18 protein-coding genes are annotated in these 22206 nt (G+C 55.5%); 8 read left to right on the plus strand and 10 right to left on the minus strand.

From position 1 onward, the window contains the following. Positions 1-181: 181 nt before the first annotated feature. Positions 182-3253, minus strand: a complete 3072-nt coding sequence (locus ACR6JA_RS06485) for a beta-galactosidase (RefSeq protein ID WP_494493128.1) — start codon at positions 3251-3253, stop codon at positions 182-184. Positions 3254-3363: 110 nt separating this feature from the next. Next, positions 3364-4443: a LacI family DNA-binding transcriptional regulator gene (locus tag ACR6JA_RS06490; protein ID WP_213714317.1), complete on the minus strand. Its 1080-nt coding sequence runs from the start codon at positions 4441-4443 to the stop codon at positions 3364-3366. Positions 4444-4514: 71 nt separating this feature from the next. On the opposite strand from ACR6JA_RS06490, the gene ACR6JA_RS06495 reads away from it, so the two are divergent. Beyond that, positions 4515-5132, plus strand: coding sequence for a glutathione S-transferase family protein (locus ACR6JA_RS06495; RefSeq protein ID WP_494493129.1), 618 nt, complete (start codon positions 4515-4517; stop codon positions 5130-5132). 75 nt (positions 5133-5207) lie between these two features. Further along, the gene (locus ACR6JA_RS06500; RefSeq protein ID WP_494493130.1) at positions 5208-6020 is read left to right on the plus strand and encodes an arylamine N-acetyltransferase family protein; all 813 of its coding nucleotides are present in this window, start codon (positions 5208-5210) and stop codon (positions 6018-6020) included. A 415-nt stretch (positions 6021-6435) separates the two neighbouring features. Here the strand turns inward: ACR6JA_RS06500 and ACR6JA_RS06505 are convergent, their stop codons facing one another. After that, positions 6436-7077, minus strand: a complete 642-nt coding sequence (locus ACR6JA_RS06505) for an HD domain-containing protein (protein ID WP_166992397.1) — start codon at positions 7075-7077, stop codon at positions 6436-6438. 113 nt (positions 7078-7190) lie between these two features. Between ACR6JA_RS06505 and ACR6JA_RS06510 the strand changes: the two genes are divergently transcribed. Further along, on the plus strand, positions 7191-8144 hold the full coding sequence (locus tag ACR6JA_RS06510) for a GlxA family transcriptional regulator (RefSeq protein WP_494493131.1): 954 nt from the start codon (positions 7191-7193) through the stop codon (positions 8142-8144). A 3-nt stretch (positions 8145-8147) separates the two neighbouring features. Here the strand turns inward: ACR6JA_RS06510 and ACR6JA_RS06515 are convergent, their stop codons facing one another. Beyond that, complete coding sequence (locus ACR6JA_RS06515; RefSeq protein WP_312740120.1) at positions 8148-10190, minus strand: choline transporter; 2043 nt, start codon at positions 10188-10190, stop codon at positions 8148-8150. Between the two features lie 291 nt (positions 10191-10481). Here ACR6JA_RS06515 and betI point away from each other — a divergent pair, with 291 nt between their 5' ends. From betI to pptA, 4 genes are all read left to right on the plus strand, one after another. Then, positions 10482-11075, plus strand: coding sequence for a transcriptional regulator BetI (betI, locus tag ACR6JA_RS06520; RefSeq protein ID WP_213714304.1), 594 nt, complete (start codon positions 10482-10484; stop codon positions 11073-11075). Between the two features lie 17 nt (positions 11076-11092). Continuing rightward, positions 11093-12565, plus strand: a complete 1473-nt coding sequence (betB, locus tag ACR6JA_RS06525; RefSeq protein WP_213714301.1) for a betaine-aldehyde dehydrogenase — start codon at positions 11093-11095, stop codon at positions 12563-12565. A 19-nt stretch (positions 12566-12584) separates the two neighbouring features. Next, positions 12585-14270 carry a choline dehydrogenase gene (betA, locus tag ACR6JA_RS06530; protein WP_494493132.1) on the plus strand — a complete coding sequence of 562 codons (1686 nt, stop codon included), beginning with the start codon at positions 12585-12587 and terminating at the stop codon, positions 14268-14270. A 102-nt stretch (positions 14271-14372) separates the two neighbouring features. Next, entirely contained in the window at positions 14373-14603 is a 231-nt protein-coding gene (gene pptA, locus ACR6JA_RS06535) for a tautomerase PptA (protein ID WP_039293536.1), read from the plus strand. 27 nt (positions 14604-14630) lie between these two features. Here pptA and ACR6JA_RS06540 read toward each other — a convergent pair whose 3' ends face one another. The 4 genes from ACR6JA_RS06540 to tyrP form a co-directional block, all read right to left on the minus strand. Beyond that, the gene (locus ACR6JA_RS06540) at positions 14631-15128 is read right to left on the minus strand and encodes a P-loop nucleotide/nucleoside kinase family protein (RefSeq protein WP_213714297.1); all 498 of its coding nucleotides are present in this window, start codon (positions 15126-15128) and stop codon (positions 14631-14633) included. Between the two features lie 103 nt (positions 15129-15231). Continuing rightward, a complete protein-coding gene (locus tag ACR6JA_RS06545) occupies positions 15232-16329 on the minus strand; it encodes an ABC transporter substrate-binding protein (RefSeq protein ID WP_494493133.1) in 1098 nt (365 codons plus the stop codon). A gap of 1 nt (position 16330) precedes the next feature. After that, on the minus strand, positions 16331-18472 hold the full coding sequence (locus ACR6JA_RS06550; protein ID WP_494493134.1) for a TonB-dependent siderophore receptor: 2142 nt from the start codon (positions 18470-18472) through the stop codon (positions 16331-16333). Between the two features lie 191 nt (positions 18473-18663). After that, complete coding sequence (gene tyrP / locus ACR6JA_RS06555; RefSeq protein ID WP_494493135.1) at positions 18664-19875, minus strand: tyrosine transporter TyrP; 1212 nt, start codon at positions 19873-19875, stop codon at positions 18664-18666. 246 nt (positions 19876-20121) lie between these two features. Between tyrP and ACR6JA_RS06560 the strand changes: the two genes are divergently transcribed. Further along, on the plus strand, positions 20122-21231 hold the full coding sequence (locus tag ACR6JA_RS06560) for an ABC transporter substrate-binding protein (protein WP_494493136.1): 1110 nt from the start codon (positions 20122-20124) through the stop codon (positions 21229-21231). Between the two features lie 97 nt (positions 21232-21328). Here the strand turns inward: ACR6JA_RS06560 and ACR6JA_RS06565 are convergent, their stop codons facing one another. Beyond that, positions 21329-21781 carry an SgcJ/EcaC family oxidoreductase gene (locus tag ACR6JA_RS06565; RefSeq protein WP_008458880.1) on the minus strand — a complete coding sequence of 151 codons (453 nt, stop codon included), beginning with the start codon at positions 21779-21781 and terminating at the stop codon, positions 21329-21331. Between the two features lie 190 nt (positions 21782-21971). Further along, entirely contained in the window at positions 21972-22148 is a 177-nt protein-coding gene (locus tag ACR6JA_RS06570) for a hypothetical protein (RefSeq protein ID WP_494493137.1), read from the minus strand. Positions 22149-22206 lie beyond the last annotated feature (58 nt).

Below are 22206 nucleotides of genomic sequence, written 5' to 3' on the forward strand. Positions count from 1 at the left end.
GCGGCATTGCTATTAAGCTGCAGGTCATTTTCGAAACCGGCCTTGCCGGGATCCTGCTGGGTCTCGCGGTTATTATTGTCACCGAGATCCTACTGATTATTTAGGATAAATTTCTCGGCGGCGGCGATGGCACGTTAACTCTCTCACTGAACGCCGCCTGAACAACAGGCGGCCTTTTCGACTACTTTTTCTGCCAGCTAACCGCGTAGTGATAATGCGAGCCGGAGAGCAGAAACTCCGGCGAGACGCTCGGGCTCCAGGAATCGTCCCCGCCCACGCCCATATGATAGCCGTCGATATTCAGCCAACAGCCTTCTTCTTCTTTCAATAAATGCCGGTGCGTGGCTTCCCGCAACTGTTTCTGGCCGTAGCGGCTGAGATTGAAGTGAAACGCCCCACGCCAGCGGTGGCTGCCGTATTCAAGCGACGAGGTGTCGCAGCGCAGGCCATTTTCACTCGGGAAAACGTAGGGGGTGTACATGTCCGCCAGCGGCAGCGTCCATCGATCCATCAGCGCTGAGCTTTTGCGGTCGGGGTAGTTTTCATGCGGGCCGCGGCCAAACCAGTTCACCTCAGCTTCAATATCCGCAAGCTGACAGCAAAGGCCAATGCGCGCCGGGGCTGGCGTGCCGAAGGCAATATCCACATCCACCGTAATATGCAGCACGCCCTCGCTGTCGATGAGATAGTTTTTGTGGCTGATAAACAGCGTTTTACCGTTGCCCTGCCAGCTGTGGACGGTGCGAACCAGCACCGCGTTGCCCAGCCTGTCAACGTCGAAACTCAGCAGTTCCGGCGTCAGGTCGTACATGCCTGCGGCCTTCCAGCGCTCTACCCAGGCATTAGGGTCGATATGCGCGGCCTCGCTGATGCCGATGTCATTATCCAGCGGTGCCCGTGTGAAATTATCCTGTAGCGGCTGGAGGAGCGTAGGCTGCTGATGGCTAAACCACTGGCAAAGCAGGCCGCTTCTACGCTCAAAGCGCCAGTGCTGATCGCCGTGGAACACATCGGCGTGTCTGTCGTCCATTTGCAGCAGTGGCGCTGAACCGCCGGGGAGGGTTGTGGGCCGGACTAACGTGGACGGCAACTGCCACTGCGCCCTAGCGCAACAATGCCCGGCCTCACTCCATGAGGTGGCTTGTACCTGCCGGACGTCGACACTGAGCCAGACAGCCCCGGGGCGCGTAATCTCCGGCAGCGGCAGATGAAGCACGCGGGTTTGTTCTGGGGCCAGGTCCAGCGCCAGTTCACCGCTGGCGAGCACTTCACCCTCGAGTTTCAGCGTCCAGACCAGCCGTTCGTTATCGCTGGGGCGGAACAGGTACTCGCTGGTGACTTCCAGCGTGTTGTCCGGCAACAGGCGGAACTGGAAGAACTGCTGCGCATATTTCGCTTCATGTAACGCTGGATGCGGCGTGCGGTCGGCGAAGACCAGGCCGTTCATGCAGAACTGCCGATCGTTTGGCGTGTCGCCAAAATCGCCGCCGTAGGCAGCCCAGGACTGCCCGTTTTCATCATGTTTCACCAGCGACTGATCGACCCAGTCCCAGACAAAACCGCCCTGCAGCCGGGAGTGATGGCGAAATGCCTCCCAGTATTTAGTGAACCCGCCCAGGCTGTTGCCCATCGCGTGGGCGTATTCGCACAGAATCAGCGGGCGACTTTCTTCAGGCAGCCCCAGCCATTTCTTTATCGACCACTTTGGCACCTGCGGGAAGGGCTGATCCTGATCCACCCGGGCATACATCGGGCAGATAATGTCGGTGGCCGCCGTGTCCGCGCCGCCGCCTTCATACTGCACTGGTCGGGTGGGATCGTTGGATTTTATCCAGCGGTAGAGGGCATCGTGATTGCTGCCGTGCCCGGACTCGTTGCCGAGCGACCAAATGATAATGGACGGATGATTGCGATCGCGCTGCACCATGCGCGTCACGCGCTCGACCATTGCTGGCAGCCACGTCGGATCGTCGCTCAGGCGGTTCATCGGCACCATGCCGTGGGTTTCAATATTGGCTTCATCCACGACATAAAGGCCGTAAAAGTCGCACAGCCTGTACCACAGCGGATGATTGGGATAATGAGAGCAGCGCACGGCGTTGAAGTTATTCTGCTTCATCAGCAGGATATCGCGCCGCATTGTTTCTTCCTCCATCACCTGGCCGTTGACCGGGTGATGCTCGTGCCGGTTGGTGCCGCGCAAAAGCAGCGGTTTGCCGTTGAGCTTCAGCAGCCCGCCGGTAATCTCCACTTTACGGAAGCCAACATCATAGCTTTCAGCTTCGATAAGCGCATTGCCTTGCTGCAGGACAACCACGGCGCGATAGAGATTCGGCACTTCCGCGCTCCACAACAGCGGCTGTTCAACCGGCAGATGTAGGCTAGTGCGGTCGTGATAAGCCCCGCGTTCGTCAATAATCTCACTGCCGATGGCCTGCTGTTTCTCCGCCAGCAATGTTTCTCCGCGCCAGAGCTGTACCAGCACTTCGCAGGCGCTGATGTTCTGACCCTCGATCTTCACTAAAGCGCGCAGCTCGCCGCGTGAAAAATCTTCGTTAATATCGGTCTGTAACTGCACGTCGGCAAGGCGAGTTTCCGGCTTATGCAGCAGCGAAACATCGCGGAAAATACCGCTCATGCGCCACATATCCTGATCTTCCAGATAAGTGCCGTCGCTCCAGCGAAGCACCATCACCGCAATACGGTTGCAGCCGGGTTTTAGCCCGGCGCTGAGATCAAATTCGGAGGGCAGACGGCTGTCCTGGGCGTAGCCGATCCAGATGCCGTTGCACCACAGATGAAAGGCGGAGTTTACGCCATCAAAAATAATCCTCGTTTGCCCGCTCGTCAGCCAGGTTTTATCGACTTCAAATGTGAGCGAGTAACAACCGGTGGGATTGTCCTGCGGTACAAAAGGCGGGTTGACCGGAATCGGGTAGGTGATGTTGGTATAGATAGGCGCATCGTAGCCCAGCATTTGCCAGTTCGACGGGACGAGAATAGCGTCGGCTTCCGGAAGATCCTCCCTGAGCCAGCTCTCCGGCACCGCTTCGGGGCGAGGAAAATAGCTAAACGCCCATTCACCGTTAAGAGATTGCCGCGACGGTGAGCACTTATCATCCCTGGCATCTTCCAGCGAACGCCAACTGGAAAACGGGGGATGAGCCGCCAGCGAGTTAAGCTGGGTCACGCCGGGGGATTCCCAGTCGCGGCGGGCCAGCGTAGCGTGGAGCGAAGGTGAAATATTGGTCATAGTGATGCACCTGCGATAGAATTGTTATTCGCTCACAATTTAGCGTGAGTTGTTCAGGAGTAAAGCCATCACGCCGTATTCGGTGATGGGCCTCACAAAGAACCCCGGTTTTATTTCAGGCGCGAAATCTGCTGCGCGAGGCGGGAAAGCTCGTCGGCCAGCTGCATTGCCGTGGGCTGCATCAGGCTACCCGGTGCGGCTGTCGTTTTGCGTTCTACGAGGCTGACAGGCTGCAGCGCCGTTAATTCGCCGCCCCGATGAATAAGCGCCACCATGCCGTTCACGCTGGCTTCGCCTAGCAGCCGGAAGTCCTGCCGGATGGTCGTCAGCGGGGGAAGAAAACAGGCGCTATCTTCGGTGTCATCAAAACCAATAACGGAAATGTCCTGTGGCACCACGAACCCGGCTTCGTGAATGGCACGCAGGGTGCCCAGCGCCATTTGATCGTTAGCCACAAGAATTGCCGTCGGCTTCTGCCCGTCGCGTAAAAGCTGGCTAACCTGCTGGTAGCCTGACAGAGAACTCCAGTCCCCACGCAGAAAGGCCGCAGGCGCAAGCTGATGCTCCGCTAGCTTTCGCTGCCAGCCTTCAAACCGCAACCGGGCTGAGACCGAGTTTTCAGGGCCAGCAAGCAAGGCAATATGGCGATGCCCCAGTGTGACCAGATGTTCCACAGCAAGATCGGCTCCTGAAGCGGCGTCGGTAACAATATGATTAGCCGGAACCTCCGGCGAAACATCAAGGAACAACACGGGAACATCGCCGCAGGCCGCCTGCACGGCTGCCACCTCCGCCGCTTCCAGCGGAATGTTTACAATCAGCCCGTCAACGCGCTGGGCAAGCAGGCTATTCACGGAAGCGCAGGCCGCATCCACACCGGGCTGTTCAACCATCGAAATCATTACGTTGAACTGCAGCTCACCGGCTTTGGATTTTATCGCCGCGGCAATCTGCGAAGGGGCATGCAGGGAAAGGGTGGTGGTCGCCAGGCCAAGCGTCTGGCTGAGTTTCCCCGCCAGCTGCTGCGCCACGCGATTCGGCACATAGTTCAGCGCTTTCATCGCGGCTTCAACTTTTTGCCGCGTTTTCGCCGAAACGTGCGAAGCCTGGTTGATCACTCGTGAAACGGTTTGATACGACACGCCTGCCAGCTCGGCAACATCGTACAGTGTCACAGATTTCGCTTTCATTGCAGGCTTCCTTCTCGCAGACGCTGGTAGGGCGGCTATTCTACACATAACGCGAAAGCCGGGAGAAACTTATGTACAAACTGTATGGCGTGTCTAGTTTTGGGTCGGCCATTACTGAATTGATGCTAACGCTGGTTGAGGAACCTTACAAATTCATCGACGTTGATGGGTTTGATACAGCGGGGCCAATGCGGGATCGGCTGCTGGTGATTAACCCGCTGGCGCAGGTGCCAACGCTTGTGCTGGAAAACGGAGAGGTGCTGACCGAAAGCGCGGCCATCGCGCTCTGGATCCTCGATCGCCACCCACAGTATGCCCCGTCCATTGGCACGCCTGAGCGGCAGCAGTTTTACCGCCTGCTTATCTGGATTGTCGCCAACGTTTATCCCACCTTCACCTACGGCGATTACGGCGAACGCTGGGTAGAAGAAGAGGCCACGGTTCTCACCGAAAACCTTTATCGCTACCGCGAGTCGCTGTGGCTGTGGTTTGAAACGCAGCTCGGTGCTGGCCCCTATATTTTTGGCGAACGGCTGACGCTGCTGGATTTGTATCTGCCGGCGATGACCCGCTGGCGGCCCCGGCAGGCCTGGTTTGACCAACAAACGCCTAAGCTTGCCGCCGTGGCGAATCAGGTTCGTGCGCTGCCGCAGCTCAATAAAGTGTTGGGCAGAAACGGCATGCTTTAGAGCACGAACGATCATCTGCCTGCCGGCCACCGCATTTATAGTGAGGCCATTCATTCGCAGCAGGGAATCAGCAAAATGGCATTAGATCTGGGGCTTTATTTCGACCGCATTAACTATCACGGGCCGCGCAGCGCCACCGTAGAAACGTTACGTGCGCTGCATCTGGCGCACGCCTGCGCTATTCCGTTTGAGAATCTGGACGTTTTGCTCGGCAGAACGCTCCATATCGACGACGAAAGCGTCTTTGAAAAGCTGGTCGTGGCCGGGCGCGGCGGCTGGTGTTTTGAGCAAAATGGCCTGTTCCGCAATGTTCTCGCCGAGCTTGGCTTTGAGGTGGAAAACTTAGCGGCCCGCGTACTGCTGGCCAACCCGCCGCAAATGCCCGCGAGGACGCATCGCCTCACGAAGGTGACCGTCGAGGGTCAGGACTGGATCGCTGACGTCGGCTTCGGCGGTAAAACGCTGCCTGAACCGGTTCGTCTGGTGGCCGGTGAAATGCAGCAGACGACGCATGGCGTGTACAGTTTCGAACGCGTTGACCACGACTGGCTGCTGAAATTCCATGACGCCGACAAGGTGATTAACCTGTATCGCTTTAGCCTCGAACCGCAGTACGACTCTGATTACGAAGCCGGGAACCACTACGTGGCAACGTGGCCGCACTCGCACTTCCGCCACTGCATGACGTTGAGTTTGTACAAGGCCAATGGCGAAAAAAATACGCTCTACAGCGCCGGGGAAAACGCACCGGTCTTTACCTGTGCACAAGAAGTTTATGACCTGCTGCAGAAAAACTTCAATTTGCGCTTCGACCATCCGCGCCATGGCATCAGCCTCGAAGAGTTTTCAGAGATGTTGGTACGGATTGGCGTGATAAAACCAGCCTGACCTTTCCACTTTAACGCCGCAGTTCGTGCCAGCGCGCTGCGGCGATCCGTCTGGATCGTAAAATCACATCCTAAAACTCAATATAAAATAGCAACGGTACGCGCGTAGATAGTGGATATATCTTGTTTCAAAACCAATGCAAGGGTAAAAGGCCGAATAATATGAGGAATATTCAAAAATTGACGTTACTTTGAAAATTTCCTTTATCAATTTGAGCCTTTTTCTTTTAGCATATCGGCGGTTCTCATCAGGCGGCTCAGCGGTTAATACAGGTTATGAAAAACATCTTTCTGGCAATTATCCTTTCTCTTATGGTTATTGGCGCTTTTGCTCACGATCCGCAGCCTGGCACCGGGCTTGATTCGCTTGCCGCCGTGCAGGGCAGGTGACCCCTAAGCCACCCGCCTGACGTTGCTTAACCCGCCCAGCGGGAAGCGCGAATAATGCTGCAGAAGTTCAGCGGCTCGAACGCAGGCTCTTTATCCCGAATGACATCGGCCTTCACGTTGCCAAACGTGGTGGCTGGTTTGTTTTTAATCCCGTCGTAAAATGCCTGAATAATTTCTTCCTTGAATGCCGCAGGGCGAGGATGTAGCTTCACCACCTGCTCGCGATGTTCCGCGCTGAATTTGTCGTAATCAATCCCAAGCACATCCATTTCCACGCCAGCCGTGACCAGCGCAATTTCCGGCGCCATAAACTCAGGAATACCCGGTGTAGTATGCAGGGCAATCGCCGTCCACACTTTGTCGATATCGGCCTGGCTAACGCCGTACTGACGCATAAAATCCTGTGCGGCAAACGCGCCGTCCACTTCAAAGCGCCTGTCGCAGCTGCAGTGTTCGTGGGTCAGCCCCATATCGTGGAACATACAGCCGATGTACAGCAGCTCATGATCAACCTTAAGTTCACGTCGCTGCCCGGCCAGCGCCGCCCAGTAGTAAACCCGGCTGGAGTGGTGGAACAGTAAATCTGATTCGGTGTCGCGGACCAGTTGGGTAGCTTCACGCGCCATTTTGGTGTCAGGCATGGCGATGCCGTTAATTTTTAAGCTCATCTCTTTCTCCTCATGTTGGTGTTGGAGTAGCATAGGCCTCCGTTGAAATGTCTTGAATAGTCGCATAACGACGATTTAAGACTTATACCGCAGTTCGCGACGTGGAGAAGAGAATGGCGCATCAAATCCTGATCCTGGCGGTGCCGGGCGTTCAACTGTTGGATGTTTCCGGGCCGCTGGACGTGTTTGCCGAAGCAAACCGCGTGCTGTGCCGCGAGGTTTATCACTCACGAATTGTTGCGCTGGAAGCCCCGCCAATTGTCGCTTCATCCGGGGTTAAACTGCTGGCTGACGATGTGCTGGAAAGCGCGGCGGGCGGGCGGGAAACCACATTTCTGGTCGCCGGTGCGCCGGATGCGGCAGACAGAACGCTTAGCGCCGAACAGGGCAAAAAAATCATCGCGCTTTGTACCCAGAGCCGCCGCTTTGGCTCAGTCTGTACCGGCGCACTTTTATTGGCACAAACGGGCTTATTAAAAGGCAGGAAAGTCACTACCCACTGGTCAGCTGCATCGCTTTTAGCCGCCCGTTGCCCCGAAACGGAAGTCAGCGCCGACGCGCTGTACATCATGGATGGGGCGTTACGCACGGCGGCAGGTGTGACATCCGGGCTGGATCTCGCGTTAAGGCTGGTGGAAGAGGATCTGGGCCGGGAAGTCGCGCAGGACGTAGCGGCTAATCTGGTGATGTTCTTCAAGCGGCCAGTAAACCAGAACCACTTCACCCGCGAGCAAAAGACCTCGCTCAGCGGCCGCAGCGCGCTGCAGGATCTCCAGCGCTGGACCCTCGCCAACATAGCGGAGGTGACCACGGTCCAGCAGATGGCGGCACATATTCACCTCAGCGTGCGGCATTTAACGCGCCTGTTTCATCAGGAAATACAGATCACGCCGGGCGAGTGGCTGGAGGCCGAAAAAGTGGCAAAGGCGAGGCAGTTGCTGGAGTCCGGCGAGCTGCCGGTAAAAGCGATACCCGCCGCCAGCGGGTTTTCCGGAGTGGATACGCTGCGGCGGGCCTTCGTGCGTCGAATGGGCATTACGCCCGCCGCGTATAAGAAGATGTGCTAACCGCTACACATTCGGGAACGTAATGCTGTTCCCCGGCGCCTCGCGGTGCAGGTGGATAAAGTTCAGGTGGCGTTCGTACTGATCGAGAATGTCGATGATCACCTGTTCTTTGCTGTAGTCCATCAGGTCATTGCCCTGGCTGCCTTCCAGCAGGAAAGTTTCCAGCCTGTAATAGGTCGACTTCCCGCTGCGAGCGCGGTAGGTAAAGCCCGGCACCGAATACTTCTGCGGCCAAATCTGGTAGACAAAGTTTTGTTCGTCGCCCATATGCACCCGCAGTTCAAGGTGCCCCAGCTTCTCATCCGGTAGAGGTGGCTCAACGGAAAGTTCGACCTTCGCGCCGCGCAGTTCCAGTTCCTGAGAAACCTCTTCCATCGCCGGGTAGCAAACGGTATCCATCATCTTCTGCGTATAACGCGTGCCGGGGTAGTTCATCAGCCGGGAGAGGCGTTTTTTCCAGCCAAGACGATCCTGCGCGGTCATCATATACGGCGCGGTGTCTCGACTGGCGCTAACGCGGCGGTAATCTTCAATTTTTAGCGATTTATACAGCCCAGCCATCACGAAGAAGATCACGAAGCTGAAGGGCAGGCCCATAATCACCGTCATGTTCTGCAGCGCGGAAATGCCGTTGGTCATCAGCATCCCCATTGTCAGCAGGCCAATCGCAATGGACCAGAAGATACGCAGCCAGTTGGGCGCATCGCTGTTAATGTCCTTCAGCTTAGAGGTGAAGTTCCCCAGCACCAGCGCGCCGGAATCCGCCGACGTGACGTAGAACAACAGGCCGGTGATCGTCGCCACCGAAGCGCTAAAGGTGAAGCCGGGATACTGCGCCAGCAGGCTGTAGAAGCCGCGCTCCGGGTGCGCCATCGCTTCCTGGGCAAAGGTGCCGTCGCCGTGAATGATTTCGTACAGCGCGCTGTTGCCGAACACCGAAAGCCACAGCAGCGTAAAGGTAAACGGAATAATCAGCGTGCCTAACACGAACTCACGAATGGTACGGCCACGTGAAATACGCGCCAGGAACAGGCCGACAAACGGCGACCACGCCACCCACCAGGCCCAGAAGAACAGGGTCCAGTTGTTCATCCATTCCACAGGGCGGTCGAACGCGAAACTGTTTAGCGTCATGCCCATAAAGCGATTGATGTAATCACCGACGTTCAGCACCAGCGCGTTGAGCAGGAATTCGGTATTGCCCATAAACAGCACGAACAGGATCAGGCCCAGCGCCAGCGCCACGTTCAGTTCGGAAAGCACGCGAATACCTTTATCCACGCCGGAGGTGACCGAAATCGTGGCGATAATCACCGACAGAACGATCAATGCCGCTTTAGCCCCCAGGCTGTCCGGGATGTCAAACAGCACGCTCAGCCCGTAGTTCAGCTGCACAACGCCGATCCCCAGCGTGGTGGCAATGCCGAAAATCGTGCCGATCACCGCCGCGATATCCACCGTGTGCCCAATCGGGCCATTAATTTTCTTGCCGAAGATCGGGTACAGCGCCGAGCGAATCGTCAGCGGCAGATTATAGCGGTAGCTGAAATAGCCCAGCGCAATGCCCATTAGCGCATACATCGACCAGCCGGTCAGGCCGTAGTGGAACAACGTCCAGACCATCGCCTGGCGCGCCGCCTCAATGGTTTGGCCGGCACCTTCCGGCGGCTGCATATATTGCGTCACCGGTTCGGCAACGGAGAAGAACATCAGGTCAATGCCTATCCCGGCGGCAAACAGCATCGCCGCCCAACTCAGCACGCTAAATTCGGGCTTGGACTGTTCCGGCCCGAGCTTTATAGAACCGAAGCGCGAGCAGGCGATAAACACCACAAACACGATGTAGAGCGTGGCGGCAAGCAGGTAGTACCAGCCGAAGCGGGAGGAGACCCAGCTTAGCGTGTGGCTAATCAGATTCGCGGAGAAATCGCTATAAAAAATGGTCATCAGGGAAAAGCACAAAATCAGCCCGGCGGACGTGTAGAACACCACCGGGTTGATTTTGTCTTTTTCACTGGTAGCAGGAGCAGTAACGGGATTCGTCATCGATTACCTCAGGTTAAGTAACGGTGACTACTCAGATGAGCAGTTAAGTTTTTCTTGTGAATGCAGATGAGATTGCTTTTTAACAATTCCATAATCAATTTATGGTCTTAAATTGATGATTAAAATTAATTCATTGAATTTATTCAAATAAAATCCTCTTTTTTATTGTTTGGGACGCGAATGCTTCTCTGTTTTCACACCATTGAGTAACAATTAATACACATTTTATATTGAACGTTCAATCAATAAACGCTTAAATAGATAACAATTACTGATGAATGGAGCAGGGCGATGCCAAAAAAAGGTATGCAGCCGATAAGGCGAAGACAGCTGATCGACGCCACATTAAACGCCATAAATGAGGTCGGCATGCATGATGCCACGGTGGCGCAAATTGCCCGCCGGGCCGGGGTCTCGACCGGCATCATCAGCCACTACTTCGAGGATAAAAACGGCCTGCTGGAGGCCACCATGCGGGACGTCACCGCCCAGCTCCGCGATGCGGTGGTGGGGCGACTGAAAGCTTTACCTGGCGCTTCTGCCGAACGGCGGCTGTGCGCCATCGTGGACGGAAATTTTGACGAGACACAAACGCACAGCGCGGCGATGAAAGCCTGGCTGGCATTTTGGGCCAGCAGCATGCACCAGCCGATGCTCTACCGGCTACAGCAGGTGAGCAGCCGCCGCCTGTTATCCACGCTCACCGCCGAGTTCAGGCGCGAGCTGCCGCAGGAGGAAGCCCGGCTGGCGGGCTATGGCCTCGCGGCGCTGATAGACGGCCTTTGGCTGCGGGCGGCCCTAAGCGGCAAACCGTTTGACCGCAAAGCGGCGAGCGTACTGACTACGCAATTTATCAACCAGCATCTTGCTGCGGTGAAAAGCTAATTTAGCGAGGAGAAATCATGTCCCGATTGGGTGAACAAAAGCTCTATATCGACGGCGCTTACGTGAATGCGCTCAGCGGTAAAACGTTCGAAACCATCAACCCGGCTAACGGCGAAGTGCTGGCGGTCGTTCAGGCCGCTGGCCGGGAAGACGTTGACCGAGCCGTGGCTGCGGCGAAGAAAGGGCAGAAAATATGGGCAGCAAAAACGCCCGTTGAGCGTGCACGCATTTTGCGCCGCGCGGTCGACATTCTGCGCGAGCGTAACGATGAGCTGGCCGAGCTGGAAACGCTCGACACCGGCAAAGCCTTCAGCGAAACCGCCAGCGTGGACATCGCCACCGGCGCAGACGTGCTGGAATATTATGCCGGGCTGACAACCACCCTCGAAGGTCAACAGATCCCGCTGCGGGATACCTCATTCGTATACACCCGTCGGGAGCCGTTGGGCGTTGTGGCCGGCATCGGCGCATGGAATTACCCGATTCAGATTGCGCTTTGGAAGTCTGCCCCTGCGCTGGCGGCTGGCAACGCGATGATCTTCAAACCAAGCGAAGTGACGCCGCTTACCGCGCTTAAGCTTGCCGAAATCTACACCGAAGCCGGACTGCCGGACGGCGTCTTTAGCGTGCTACCGGGCGTTGGCGCAGAAACGGGCCAACTGCTGACGGAACACCCGGGCATTGCCAAAGTTTCCTTCACCGGCGGTGTCGCCAGCGGCAAAAAGGTAATGGCGAATGCCGCCGGTACGACGCTGAAACAGGTCACGATGGAGCTGGGCGGTAAATCTCCGCTGGTTATCTTTGATGACGCCGATCTCAACCTGGCGGCGGACATCGCGATGATGGCCAACTTCTACAGCTCCGGCCAGGTCTGCACCAACGGTACTCGTGTTTTCATCCCTGCGGCGCTGAAAGCCGAGTTTGAGCAGAAAATTGTGGCGCGCGTGGGCCGCATTCGCGCCGGTGACGTAATGGATCCGCACACCAACTTTGGGCCGCTGGTCAGCTTCCCGCACCGCGAAAACGTCCTGCGCTACATCGAATCCGGCCGTGAAGAAGGCGCGACGCTATTGTGCGGCGGCGACAAGCTGCGCGGAGAAGGGTTTGATAACGGTGCCTGGGTTGCGCCCACGGTGTTCACCGACTGCCGGGATGAGATGACTATCGTCCGCGAAGAAATCTTCGGGCCGGTAATGTCGATCCTTAGCTACGAATCAGAAGAGGAAGTGATTCGCCGCGCTAACGACACGGATTATGGCCTGGCGGCGGGCGTAGTCACTAACGACCTCACTCGTGCGCACCGCGTAATTCACCAGCTTGAGGCTGGGATTTGCTGGATTAATACCTGGGGCGAGTCTGCGGCAGAAATGCCGGTGGGCGGCTACAAGCATTCCGGCATTGGTCGCGAAAATGGCCTGATGACGCTGCAAAGCTATACGCAAGTTAAGTCAATCCAACTGGAGATGGGCACCTATCACTCAATCTTTTAACCCCACCTGAGGAGGATGAATGGAATTTGATTACATCATTATTGGAGCTGGTTCCGCAGGTAATGTTTTAGCTGCACGTTTAACAGAAGATCCCGATACCACCGTCCTGTTGCTTGAGGCAGGCGGCCCGGACTACCGCTTTGATTTTCGCACCCAAATGCCCGCGGCGCTGGCGTTCCCGCTGCAGGGCAAGCGCTACAACTGGGCCTATGAGACCGAGCCCGAGCCGTATATGAACAACCGCCGTATGGAGTGCGGGCGAGGCAAAGGGCTGGGCGGATCATCCCTGATTAACGGCATGTGCTACATCCGTGGAAACGCGATGGATCTCGACAACTGGGCATCGATGCCGGGTCTGGAGAACTGGAGCTATCTGGACTGCCTGCCGTACTACCGCAAAGCGGAAACCCGCGATATCGGCCCCAACGATTATCACGGCGGCGAAGGCCCTGTGTCCGTTACGACGCCTAAGCAGGGCAACAACTCGCTGTTTCACGCGATGATCGAAGCGGGCGTTGAGGCGGGCTATCCGCGTACCGACGATCTGAACGGCTATCAGCAGGAAGGCTTTGGCCCGATGGACCGCACCGTGACGCCAAAAGGCCGTCGCGCCAGCACAGCTCGTGGCTATCTCGACGAGGCAAAGCGCCGGGAAAACCTGACCATCGTGACCCATGCAACCACTGACCGCATTATCTTTGATAATTTGCGGGCGGTTGGGGTGGAATACCTGGTGAACGATAGCCCGGTGCATTCCGTGGCCAAAGCGCGCAAAGAAGTTTTGTTGAGCGCTGGCGCGATTGCTTCGCCACAAATTCTGCAGCGCTCTGGGGTGGGCGATGCAGAATTCCTGGCAAGCCTTGAGATCCCTGTTGTTCATGACCTGCCGGGCGTGGGCGAAAATCTGCAGGATCACCTAGAAATGTACCTGCAATACGAATGCAAAGAACCGGTGTCGCTTTACCCGGCGCTGCAATGGTACAACCAGCCAAAAATCGGTGCAGAGTGGCTGTTCAACGGCACCGGCGTAGGCGCGAGCAACCAGTTTGAAGCGGGGGGCTTTATCCGCAGCCGCGAAGAATTTAGCTGGCCGAATATTCAGTATCACTTCCTGCCGGTGGCGATTAACTACAACGGCTCAAACGCGGTGAAAGAGCACGGTTTCCAGTGCCACGTCGGCTCTATGCGTTCTCCAAGCCGGGGCCGTGTGAAGCTGAAATCGCGCGACCCGCACGAGCACCCAAGCATACTGTTCAACTATATGTCTCATGAACAGGACTGGCAGGAGTTCCGTGATGCGATTCGTATTACTCGCGAGATCATGCAGCAGCCCGCCCTGGATAAATACCGTGGCCGCGAAATCAGCCCCGGCGTTGACTGCCAGACGGACGAACAGCTGGATGAGTTTGTGCGTAACCATGCGGAAACCGCTTTTCACCCGTGCGGCAGCTGTAAAATGGGGCACGACGACATGGCCGTGGTGGATGAGCAGGGCCGGGTTCACGGCCTGCAGGGGCTGCGTGTGGTGGATGCTTCCATTATGCCGCAGATCATTACTGGCAATCTGAACGCCACCACCATTATGATCGGCGAAAAGATTGCCGATGCGATTCGCGGCAAAGCGCCGATGCCGCGCAGTACCGCCAGCTATTACACAGCGGAACAGTCGCCGGTCAGAAAATCGCCGGCAAGAAAAATCCAGTAACCCTTCAAGGCCAGTGAAACTGGCCTTTCTTTTACCCACCTCTTGCCCGATCCCCTCGTGACGCAGTAAAACTACTGTTCAACAACAAAAAGGAGAATCACCGTGCCGCATATCGAAATCAAATGCTTCCCTCGTGAGCTGACCGAAGAGCAAAAGCAGGCCGTGGCCAGCGAAATGTGTGACGTGCTGAAAAAGCACTTCGGCTCGAAGGACGAGTCGCTGTCCGTGGCGCTGAAAATGATCGATCAGGCGAACTGGAAAGCCGAAGTGTGGGATACGCAGATTGCGCCAGAGATGGATTCGCTGCTGAAAAAACCGGGTTACAGCCTTTAGTCAATTTTAAAAGGTGACAATGTCACCTTATGAGTAGCGGATTATCGTCAACCCTTCGCGCTCATCGGGCGCAACGAAGTAGCGGGTAATCAAATCAAACTGCGCGTCCGTAGCGGCAAAATCATGAGTTCCGCTGCTGTTGCGGGCGCGTAATCTCTCCCGGCAAACGTCATCAGGCACGTCCAGATAGTGCAGCCGATTATCTGCCCCGGCTTCATCCACAATCGACTTCATCCACTGGCGGTTCGCCAGCGTATTCGCCGGGAAATCGAGCACCACCGAAAGCCCGTTCCTCAGCAGGGAAACAAGATGCGGCGTTAGCGCTTTTTTCAGTTTGCCTGAGCAGGCGACATAATCCGCCACGCTTTGCATTTGCTCGCCGTAAAGCGCCGCGAGCCAGCTGTCTTCGCTGACCAGAATAGTATCGGGCGTTTCCATCAGTTTTGCGCTTAGGGTGGATTTACCGGCGGCAATTTTGCCGCAGAGAAGATGAAGCGTGGGCTGAGCGGGGGACGAGTTTGGCATTGACACCTCATGTAAAGAAACAGGTTTTCACTACTGTCTACCTGAGGGATGAAAGATACAACTAGTAAAATTGGCGGGTCAGAGCGGCTGACCCGCACACAGGTTACTTCAGTTTCGTCCAGTAAGTGCCCGTTTCTTTCACCACCAGGAACTGCTGGTTCATCTCATCCAGCGTTTGCTGCGGATCCATATCCGCAAACAGCTGCGGGTGGAAGGTTTTGGCAAAGAACTCAACGTCCAGTAAATGCCACGGTGAGAGGTAGAAGTTATGCCAGACCGCCCAGGCTTTGTCGTTCTGGATAGCGTTCAGGTTAGAAATCACTTTCTGCTGGCTAAGCACCTGCGTAAAGCTTTGCTGCGCCTGAACGGCTGTGACTTCCGACCCTAATTTCAACCGGTCTGTTTGATCCGGCCCGGCGCTGCCGGTGGCGATGTAAATATCCGGGTTCACCGTGAGCAGCGCTTCCGGGGAAATCTTGCCATACACGCCGGGGAAGCGGCTCACGGCAATGTTATCCCCACCGGCAAAGTTCAGCAGATCCGCCAGGTTGCCGCGCCCGACGGTGGTGCAGCAGTCGCTTTTATCCCCTAAATGCAGCTGCAACATTACCGTCGGCTTCACGGGTTTAGCCTCAGCCAGGCGTTGGGCAATTTTCGCCATGTGCTGCTGATAGAAGGCGATAAACTTTTCCGTTTTTGCCTGGTCGTTTAGCGCTTCGCCCAGAATACGCAGGCTGGGCACGGTGTTATTCAGCTGATCGACGCGGAAATCAACGTAAATCACCGGAATATGCGCCTGCGTCAGCTGGGTAAGAAAGCTATCGTGATTGCTCTCTTTTTTGGCGTAGATCGGCAGAATCACCAAGTCTGGATGCAGGGCGATAACCTTCTCGACGCTTATCTGCGAGAAGTTATTGTTGCCGATAATCGGGATGTCTTTGATTGCCGGGAACGCTTCGGTGTAGCGGTTCCAGGTCTGCGGATCCAGACGCTGCAGATCCGCAGGCCAGCCGACGACGCGCTTCGCCGGGTTACCGTCCTCCACCAGAGCGAGGGTATAAATCATCCGGCTTTCGCCGACGACCAGGCGCTGCGGGTTATCCGGCACCTCAACTTTACGCTGCAGAATATCGGTTATCGTTTTGGCCTGACTGCCGGCGCTAAGCGCCAGCAGGGCCGCGAGCAACAGCGACTTTTTCATCTCAGAAGTCCACGCTGGCTGAGAGATAAGCGGTGCGCGGTTCACCTTCGATAACGCGTAGGTTACCGGCGCTGGATTCATAGTACTCGCGGTCGAACAGGTTTTTGACGTTCAGCTTCAGCTCGGTATTTTTGCCCAGCAGCTTGCTGTCCCAGGCCACAAACGCATCCGCAACGGTGTAAGCCGGCATGGTGAAGCTGTTTTCCGGGTCACCCGCGCGGCTGCCAACATAGCGCCCGCCGCCGCCCAAGCGTAATTCACCCGGCAGCCAGGAGAAACGCAGGGTGTGGCTGAGGTACAGTCCGCCCATGGTCGTCGGGGCATTTACCAGGTGGTTGCCGACGTTCACCGGATTGACGTTATCTTCCACGATCTCAGTTTTGTCATAGCTGTAGTTCGCCGTCAGGTTCCAGTCCTGCGCAATTTCGCCGTTAAGCTCTAATTCCGCACCGGTGGAGCGCGCTTTCGGGATGTTGCGGGTCACGCCGTTGATAAAGACCGACATGTCTTTTTCATCAATGCGGTAGAGCGCCAGGCTGCTGGTCAGGCGAGGTGCCATCTGCCATTTCGCGCCTACTTCCCATGTCGTCCCTTTTTCGGTGGAAGCTACGTTGCCGTTGTCGTCCGTTTGCGTGGAAGGGGTGAACGACTTGCTGTAGCTGCCGTACAGCGACACGTCAGGCACGATTTTGTACACCAGGCCCAGCTGCGGCAGGAAGGCATTGCCCCGGTCCTCCAACGTGGTTTGCGGGTTTACCCAACCGGCGCTGGAGGTCTGGGTATAGCGCTGCAGGCGGCCACCCAATACGGCAATCCACTGGTCAGTCAGATGAATGCTGTCTTTCGCAAACACGGAGCGGCTGTAGAGATTAGTGCGCAGGTTGCTGTTGGAATCGCTATAGGTGCTGCTGTTTGTGACCGGCGAGACGCCGTACACCGGGTTATACATATTGAAGGTTTTCGTCACCTTCCCACGGTACGAATACTTCTTGTAGGTTTCGTTTTGCTCGTAATCCGCGCCCAGCGTGATGTCGTGGGTCATGCCCAGCAGTTCAGGGCTACCGCTGATGTCCCAGGACGCGTAATCCGTCTGGTGGTTAAAGCCACGGTTAGCATCCGCGCGGCGGGAAACCAGACCGCTGTTAGGATCGACCGCCGTGGCACGCACTTCGTTACTGTCGTAGCGGCGCTGCATCCAGGCGTAGTTCAGGTTCGTTTCCCAGGTGTCATCCAGCTTGTACGAGTAGTTGGTCGTCAGGCGTTTGTTTTTGCCCCAGGCATGGTTGGCGTAATCGTCAATGCGGCGGTCGTAAGGAATGTTGAGCGGTTTGCCGTTGATAAACGCTGTGCCGCGGTCATACGGAATATCAAACTTATATTCTACGTAGCTGATATTGAAAGAGGCTTTGTCACCGTACCAGCTGAGCGACGGGGCAATCAGCGTGTGTTCGTCGGTGCCGAAATTCCGCCAGTAATCCTCATGCTGGCGTTCGGCCACCAGGCGGAAGGCGAAGCCGTTGCCGAGCGGGCCGGTGACGTCAACCATGCCGGACCCGCCGCCGTTGCTGCTACTTGTGCCGCTGACGTGGGTGTTCCAGCTGTACTGCGGTTTCTTGCTAACGAGGTTAATCACGCCGCCAGGATTCAGGATGCCATAGAGCAGGGAGGCCGAGCCTTTCAGCACCTCAACATGGTCGATGCTGGAATCCATCGCCAGGCCCTGGTTGCTTCGCACCCCGTCAATAAACACGGAGCCGTCGCTGTTCGAGCCAAAGCCGCGTTTGACAAAACCGTCCTCGATGCCGCCGAGGGTATTACTCTGCGTGACGCCGCTGACGAACTTCATCGCGTCATTGACCGAGGTCACCGCGTAGTCGTCAATCACCTGCGGCGTGACCACGCTAACGGACTGAGGGATTTCGCTGCGCGGCGTTTTGCTGCGGGAGGCGATGGAGGAGTCATCCTGGGTATAGCTGGTTGGTGAGCCGTCCGGATTAGCGGTAGCGACCACGGTTAAGGTGTCTTCCTTCGGTTTGTCGGCGGCGAAAGCCGGAGCACCAACGATGAAGGTTGAAATGATTAATAATTTTGAATTAACAAGAGCCTGGCGAACGAAAGTGGAACCAAAAGGAATGCGATTCATGATGTTGTTTATCTGAACTGAAACGATTTTATAATGGGAATTGAGATGATAATAACAACAATTAGCATTTACAATATTAACTCTGCTTACATAATTACTGGTTTTATATCCAAAATCCTGAAGAGTTAGCGGGGAATTAGCAGAAAAAACGAAGAACGCGGGACGAATGCCCCGCGTGAATATCAAGAGCGTTAACCGACTTCCGGCAGCAGGCCGACGGTAATCAGGAACTGAATAACAATCACGGCGATCCCGCAGGCAAAGACCAGCCCCAGCAGCGGCTTACCGCCCGCCACGCGCCACGTCACCTCCGCATGCTGTTTGCGGCTTTGCCACACCAGCATCGACGGTACCAGCAGGGCAAGCACCGCCAGCGCAACGCCCGCATAGCCCAGCGCCATCACAAACCCCTGCGGGTAGAACAACGCAAAAACCAGCGGCGGCAGGAAGGTCATCAGCCCGGTTTGCAGGCGGCCAGAGGCTTTCCGGCTGCGGGCAAAAAGATCGCCGAGGTAGTCGAATAGACCCAGGGAAACGCCCAGGAACGAGGTGGCCAGAGCGAAGTCGGCGAACAGATGAATCGCCAGCTCAACGTGAGGGGTAGCCACCACCTGACGAACAACCTGCAGGAAGCCGTTCAGCCCGGAATGCTCCGCCATCAGCCCGGTAAAGGTTGGCGAGTCAATGGCGCCGAGGGTGGCGATCTGCCAGAAAATGTAGGCCACCAGCGGAATGGCGCTGCCGACGATAAACACCCAGCGCAGCTTGCGAATATTACCGTTCATGTAGCTGACAATACTCGGCACGCTGCCGTGGAAGCCAAACGAGGTAAAGATGACCGGGATGGCGGAAAGCGCCAGGCCTTTCTCAATCGGCAGCGTAAGCAGGTTGGTGTGGTGGATATGCGGCATCATCAGGGCCAGCATGACTACCAGCAGAATGATTTTGGCGCTGAACAACACGCGGTTAAACATATCGACCATGTGAGTGCCGATGCAGACAATCCCGCCCGCCACAACGGTAAACAACAGCACGCCAGAAGTGGCAGAGATAGAAGTGGACAGCCACTGGCTAAGGCTTGCCGCCAGCAGTTCACCGGCGCCGCTAATGTAAGCCGCCGTCAGGGCATACATCAGGAACAACATACTGAAGCCTGTTAACCACTGGCCGGGGCGGCCGAGATAGCGCCGGGCGAGGGTACCCAGACCGGTGTCCGCCGGAACGTGCTGATAAACCTCTACCAGCAAGAGTGCGGTGTAACACATCAGTGCCCAAAGGCCGACGAGCATCAGCAGCGTGACGCTAAACCCTACGCCAGCAGACGCCAGCGGCATCGCCAGCATGCCTGCGCCAATGGTGGTTCCCGCCACGATAAAAACACTGCCAAGAGTCCTGTTCTTCACGCTTTCCTCTGCATTTACGAAGAGCTGTATACATTTATGCCGCGCAGGGTAAGGGAAAAGCGTAGATGCGTCAAATGAGGGTTACGGGAGGTGTATTGATATGTTTACGATCTTGCTTAAGTTTTTGTGACATTGTCACGTAATAAAATTAAACCAATCAGTGCTTGCCATGCCGTGGGAAATTAAGGCTTTATTAATATAAATAGTAATAATAACTAATCTCTTTCTCATGGAGAGCATCAATCAATGAAAGTAAATTTGGTCCTGACAGGGTTACTGCTCGCTTCGGCGGGTTGCGGCGCCACCACTTATCCCATCACGGTTACCGACATGGATAACCAGCGTATTACCATCCAGAAGGAACCTCAGCATGTGATCCTGCAGGATGGGCGAGACATTTTGTCTCTGGCGCTGCTTGACCGTGAAGATCCGTTCAAACGTGTTGTAGCCTGGAATAACCTGCCGAAAAAACAGGACACCCAAACCTGGGATGTGCTGAAGCGCAAATGGCCAGAAGCCACCAAAATTATTGATATGGGCTTTAGCGATCAGGGCGAAGTCAACCTTGAGAGCGTGCTGGCGCAGCAGCCGGACATCATGATTGCGCAACTGCGGGCTAAACCTGCGCTGGAGCAAACGGGCGTGATTAACTCACTCAAGAAGCTCAATATCCCGGTCGTGTTCGTTGATTATGAGCTGCACCCGGTAGAGAACACCGCCAACAGCGTGAAGCTACTGGGTACCGTGCTTAATCAGGAGAAACGCGCCAAAGAGTACACTGACTATTACCAGCAGCACCTGGCCCGCATTCAGCAGGTGGCGGCCGATGTTAAAAACAAACCAACGGTGTTTATTGAACCGATTGCCGGGAATACAGAAAACTGCTGCTTCACCCACGGGCATAACGGCTGGGGCGCGCTGGTGGAAGCGGTAGGCGGGAAGAACATTGGTTCTAAGCTGCTGCCTGGCAGCGCCGGGTTTGTCTCGATGGAGCAGATTATCGCCATGAAGCCTGACGTTTATATCATGTCCGGCTCCAAACGTCCGAACCCGAGCGTGTTGCCGTTTGGCTACGGCAGTACGCCGCAGGAAGTTAACGCCACTTTCAGTAAACTGCTGGCTCGTAACACGTTCCAGAACATCGAACCGGTCAAAGAAGGCAAGGTCTACGGCGTGTATCACCACTTCTATAATCACCCGTACAACATTATCGGGATGGAAATCTTAGCCAAAGACCTGTACCCGCAAAAACTGCAGGATCTTGACCCAACGGCGGACTACCACCAGATAATCACGCAGTTCACGCAGATCCCTGACGATCCTATTCTGCTGAGCTACGCCTACAAAAAGCCATAATCGCTTTTTAAGAAGCGAAAGGCGCACGATTAAAGTGGCCCTGTTGGTATTCAGACAAGCCAATCAAGGCGGTGACAAATGCCACCGCCTTGATTAATTAAACTTCAGGCATCGCGGAAGAGTGGTGTGAAGAGATTTTCCAGTCGCTGCCATCCCAAGCGTAGGTGAAAGTGTATCGTGCAGAAACCGTCGTTTTATCCTCAAAGGTAAAGGTATAGGTTCCTACATCAATCGCTTTATTGCAGCCAATTCTAACTGTTCTGCTGTCAATTTTACCCACGGGCTTTTTCGCCAGAAAATGTTCAAAATAATCCACACGCTCGGCGTCCGTCAGACGAACCTGGTTTGACACAGTAGGCAATAACACCGCATCGGTAAGATACGTATCAGCGACTTTTTTAGCATCTCCAGTCTTTAGCGAGTCATTCCAGCGATCGAACAAGCCTTCTATCGCGGCTTTGTCCACTTTCACACAATCCTTAGCGGGCGCGGCCCATGTGGAACCAGAAACCAGCAGTAATGAACCGATAAAAGCTGACACTTTCCTCATAATATTTCCCTTTTTTGAGTGTGGTTAAACTGCCGGGAAAGTATCAATAATTCCTATTTGCAACAATGATCATTGTATATAGTTACATATATTTACTTATGTTGATGCCTACGGCCTGAATCGTTTTATACGTGAGTCTTTCTTCATTAACGTGATGAATATAATGAAGTAACCTGCACTGATATTTTTCTTATTCGCGGTAAATGGCGATCCCGGCGTCTTTCATTTGCTGCAGCGCCGCAGCCATATCCAGCAGCATTTCAACGGCAACCAGGCCACCTTTTTCACTTTTTAGCATCGCTTTAATCACCGTCAGTACGCCAAAAGCTGTCATATGCGTCTGCCCGTGTGGGTCAGAGGCAATCACGCGCTTTTCTGGACGCGAAACCGAAAATAAAAAACCCGCCGAAAGGCGGGTTTGGACA

Source organism: Cedecea sp. B1(4) (genome assembly GCF_059414925.1).

Excerpts from the sequence above, each read along its gene's own strand:
- betI (WP_213714304.1), top strand. The coding sequence starts at position 10,482 with ATGCCAAAAAAAGGTATGCAGCCGATAAGGCGAAGACAGCTGATCGAC.
- ACR6JA_RS06510 (WP_494493131.1), top strand. The coding sequence starts at position 7,191 with ATGGCGCATCAAATCCTGATCCTGGCGGTGCCGGGCGTTCAACTGTTG.
- ACR6JA_RS06565 (WP_008458880.1), bottom strand. The coding sequence starts at position 21,781 with ATGAGGAAAGTGTCAGCTTTTATCGGTTCATTACTGCTGGTTTCTGGT.
- ACR6JA_RS06505 (WP_166992397.1), bottom strand. The coding sequence starts at position 7,077 with ATGAGCTTAAAAATTAACGGCATCGCCATGCCTGACACCAAAATGGCG.
- betA (WP_494493132.1), top strand. The coding sequence starts at position 12,585 with ATGGAATTTGATTACATCATTATTGGAGCTGGTTCCGCAGGTAATGTT.
- ACR6JA_RS06560 (WP_494493136.1), top strand. The coding sequence starts at position 20,122 with ATGAAAGTAAATTTGGTCCTGACAGGGTTACTGCTCGCTTCGGCGGGT.
- ACR6JA_RS06495 (WP_494493129.1), top strand. The coding sequence starts at position 4,515 with ATGTACAAACTGTATGGCGTGTCTAGTTTTGGGTCGGCCATTACTGAA.
- ACR6JA_RS06515 (WP_312740120.1), bottom strand. The coding sequence starts at position 10,190 with ATGACGAATCCCGTTACTGCTCCTGCTACCAGTGAAAAAGACAAAATC.
- ACR6JA_RS06540 (WP_213714297.1), bottom strand. The coding sequence starts at position 15,128 with ATGCCAAACTCGTCCCCCGCTCAGCCCACGCTTCATCTTCTCTGCGGC.
- ACR6JA_RS06545 (WP_494493133.1), bottom strand. The coding sequence starts at position 16,329 with ATGAAAAAGTCGCTGTTGCTCGCGGCCCTGCTGGCGCTTAGCGCCGGC.
- betB (WP_213714301.1), top strand. The coding sequence starts at position 11,093 with ATGTCCCGATTGGGTGAACAAAAGCTCTATATCGACGGCGCTTACGTG.
- ACR6JA_RS06550 (WP_494493134.1), bottom strand. The coding sequence starts at position 18,472 with ATGAATCGCATTCCTTTTGGTTCCACTTTCGTTCGCCAGGCTCTTGTT.
- ACR6JA_RS06500 (WP_494493130.1), top strand. The coding sequence starts at position 5,208 with ATGGCATTAGATCTGGGGCTTTATTTCGACCGCATTAACTATCACGGG.
- ACR6JA_RS06485 (WP_494493128.1), bottom strand. The coding sequence starts at position 3,253 with ATGACCAATATTTCACCTTCGCTCCACGCTACGCTGGCCCGCCGCGAC.
- ACR6JA_RS06490 (WP_213714317.1), bottom strand. The coding sequence starts at position 4,443 with ATGAAAGCGAAATCTGTGACACTGTACGATGTTGCCGAGCTGGCAGGC.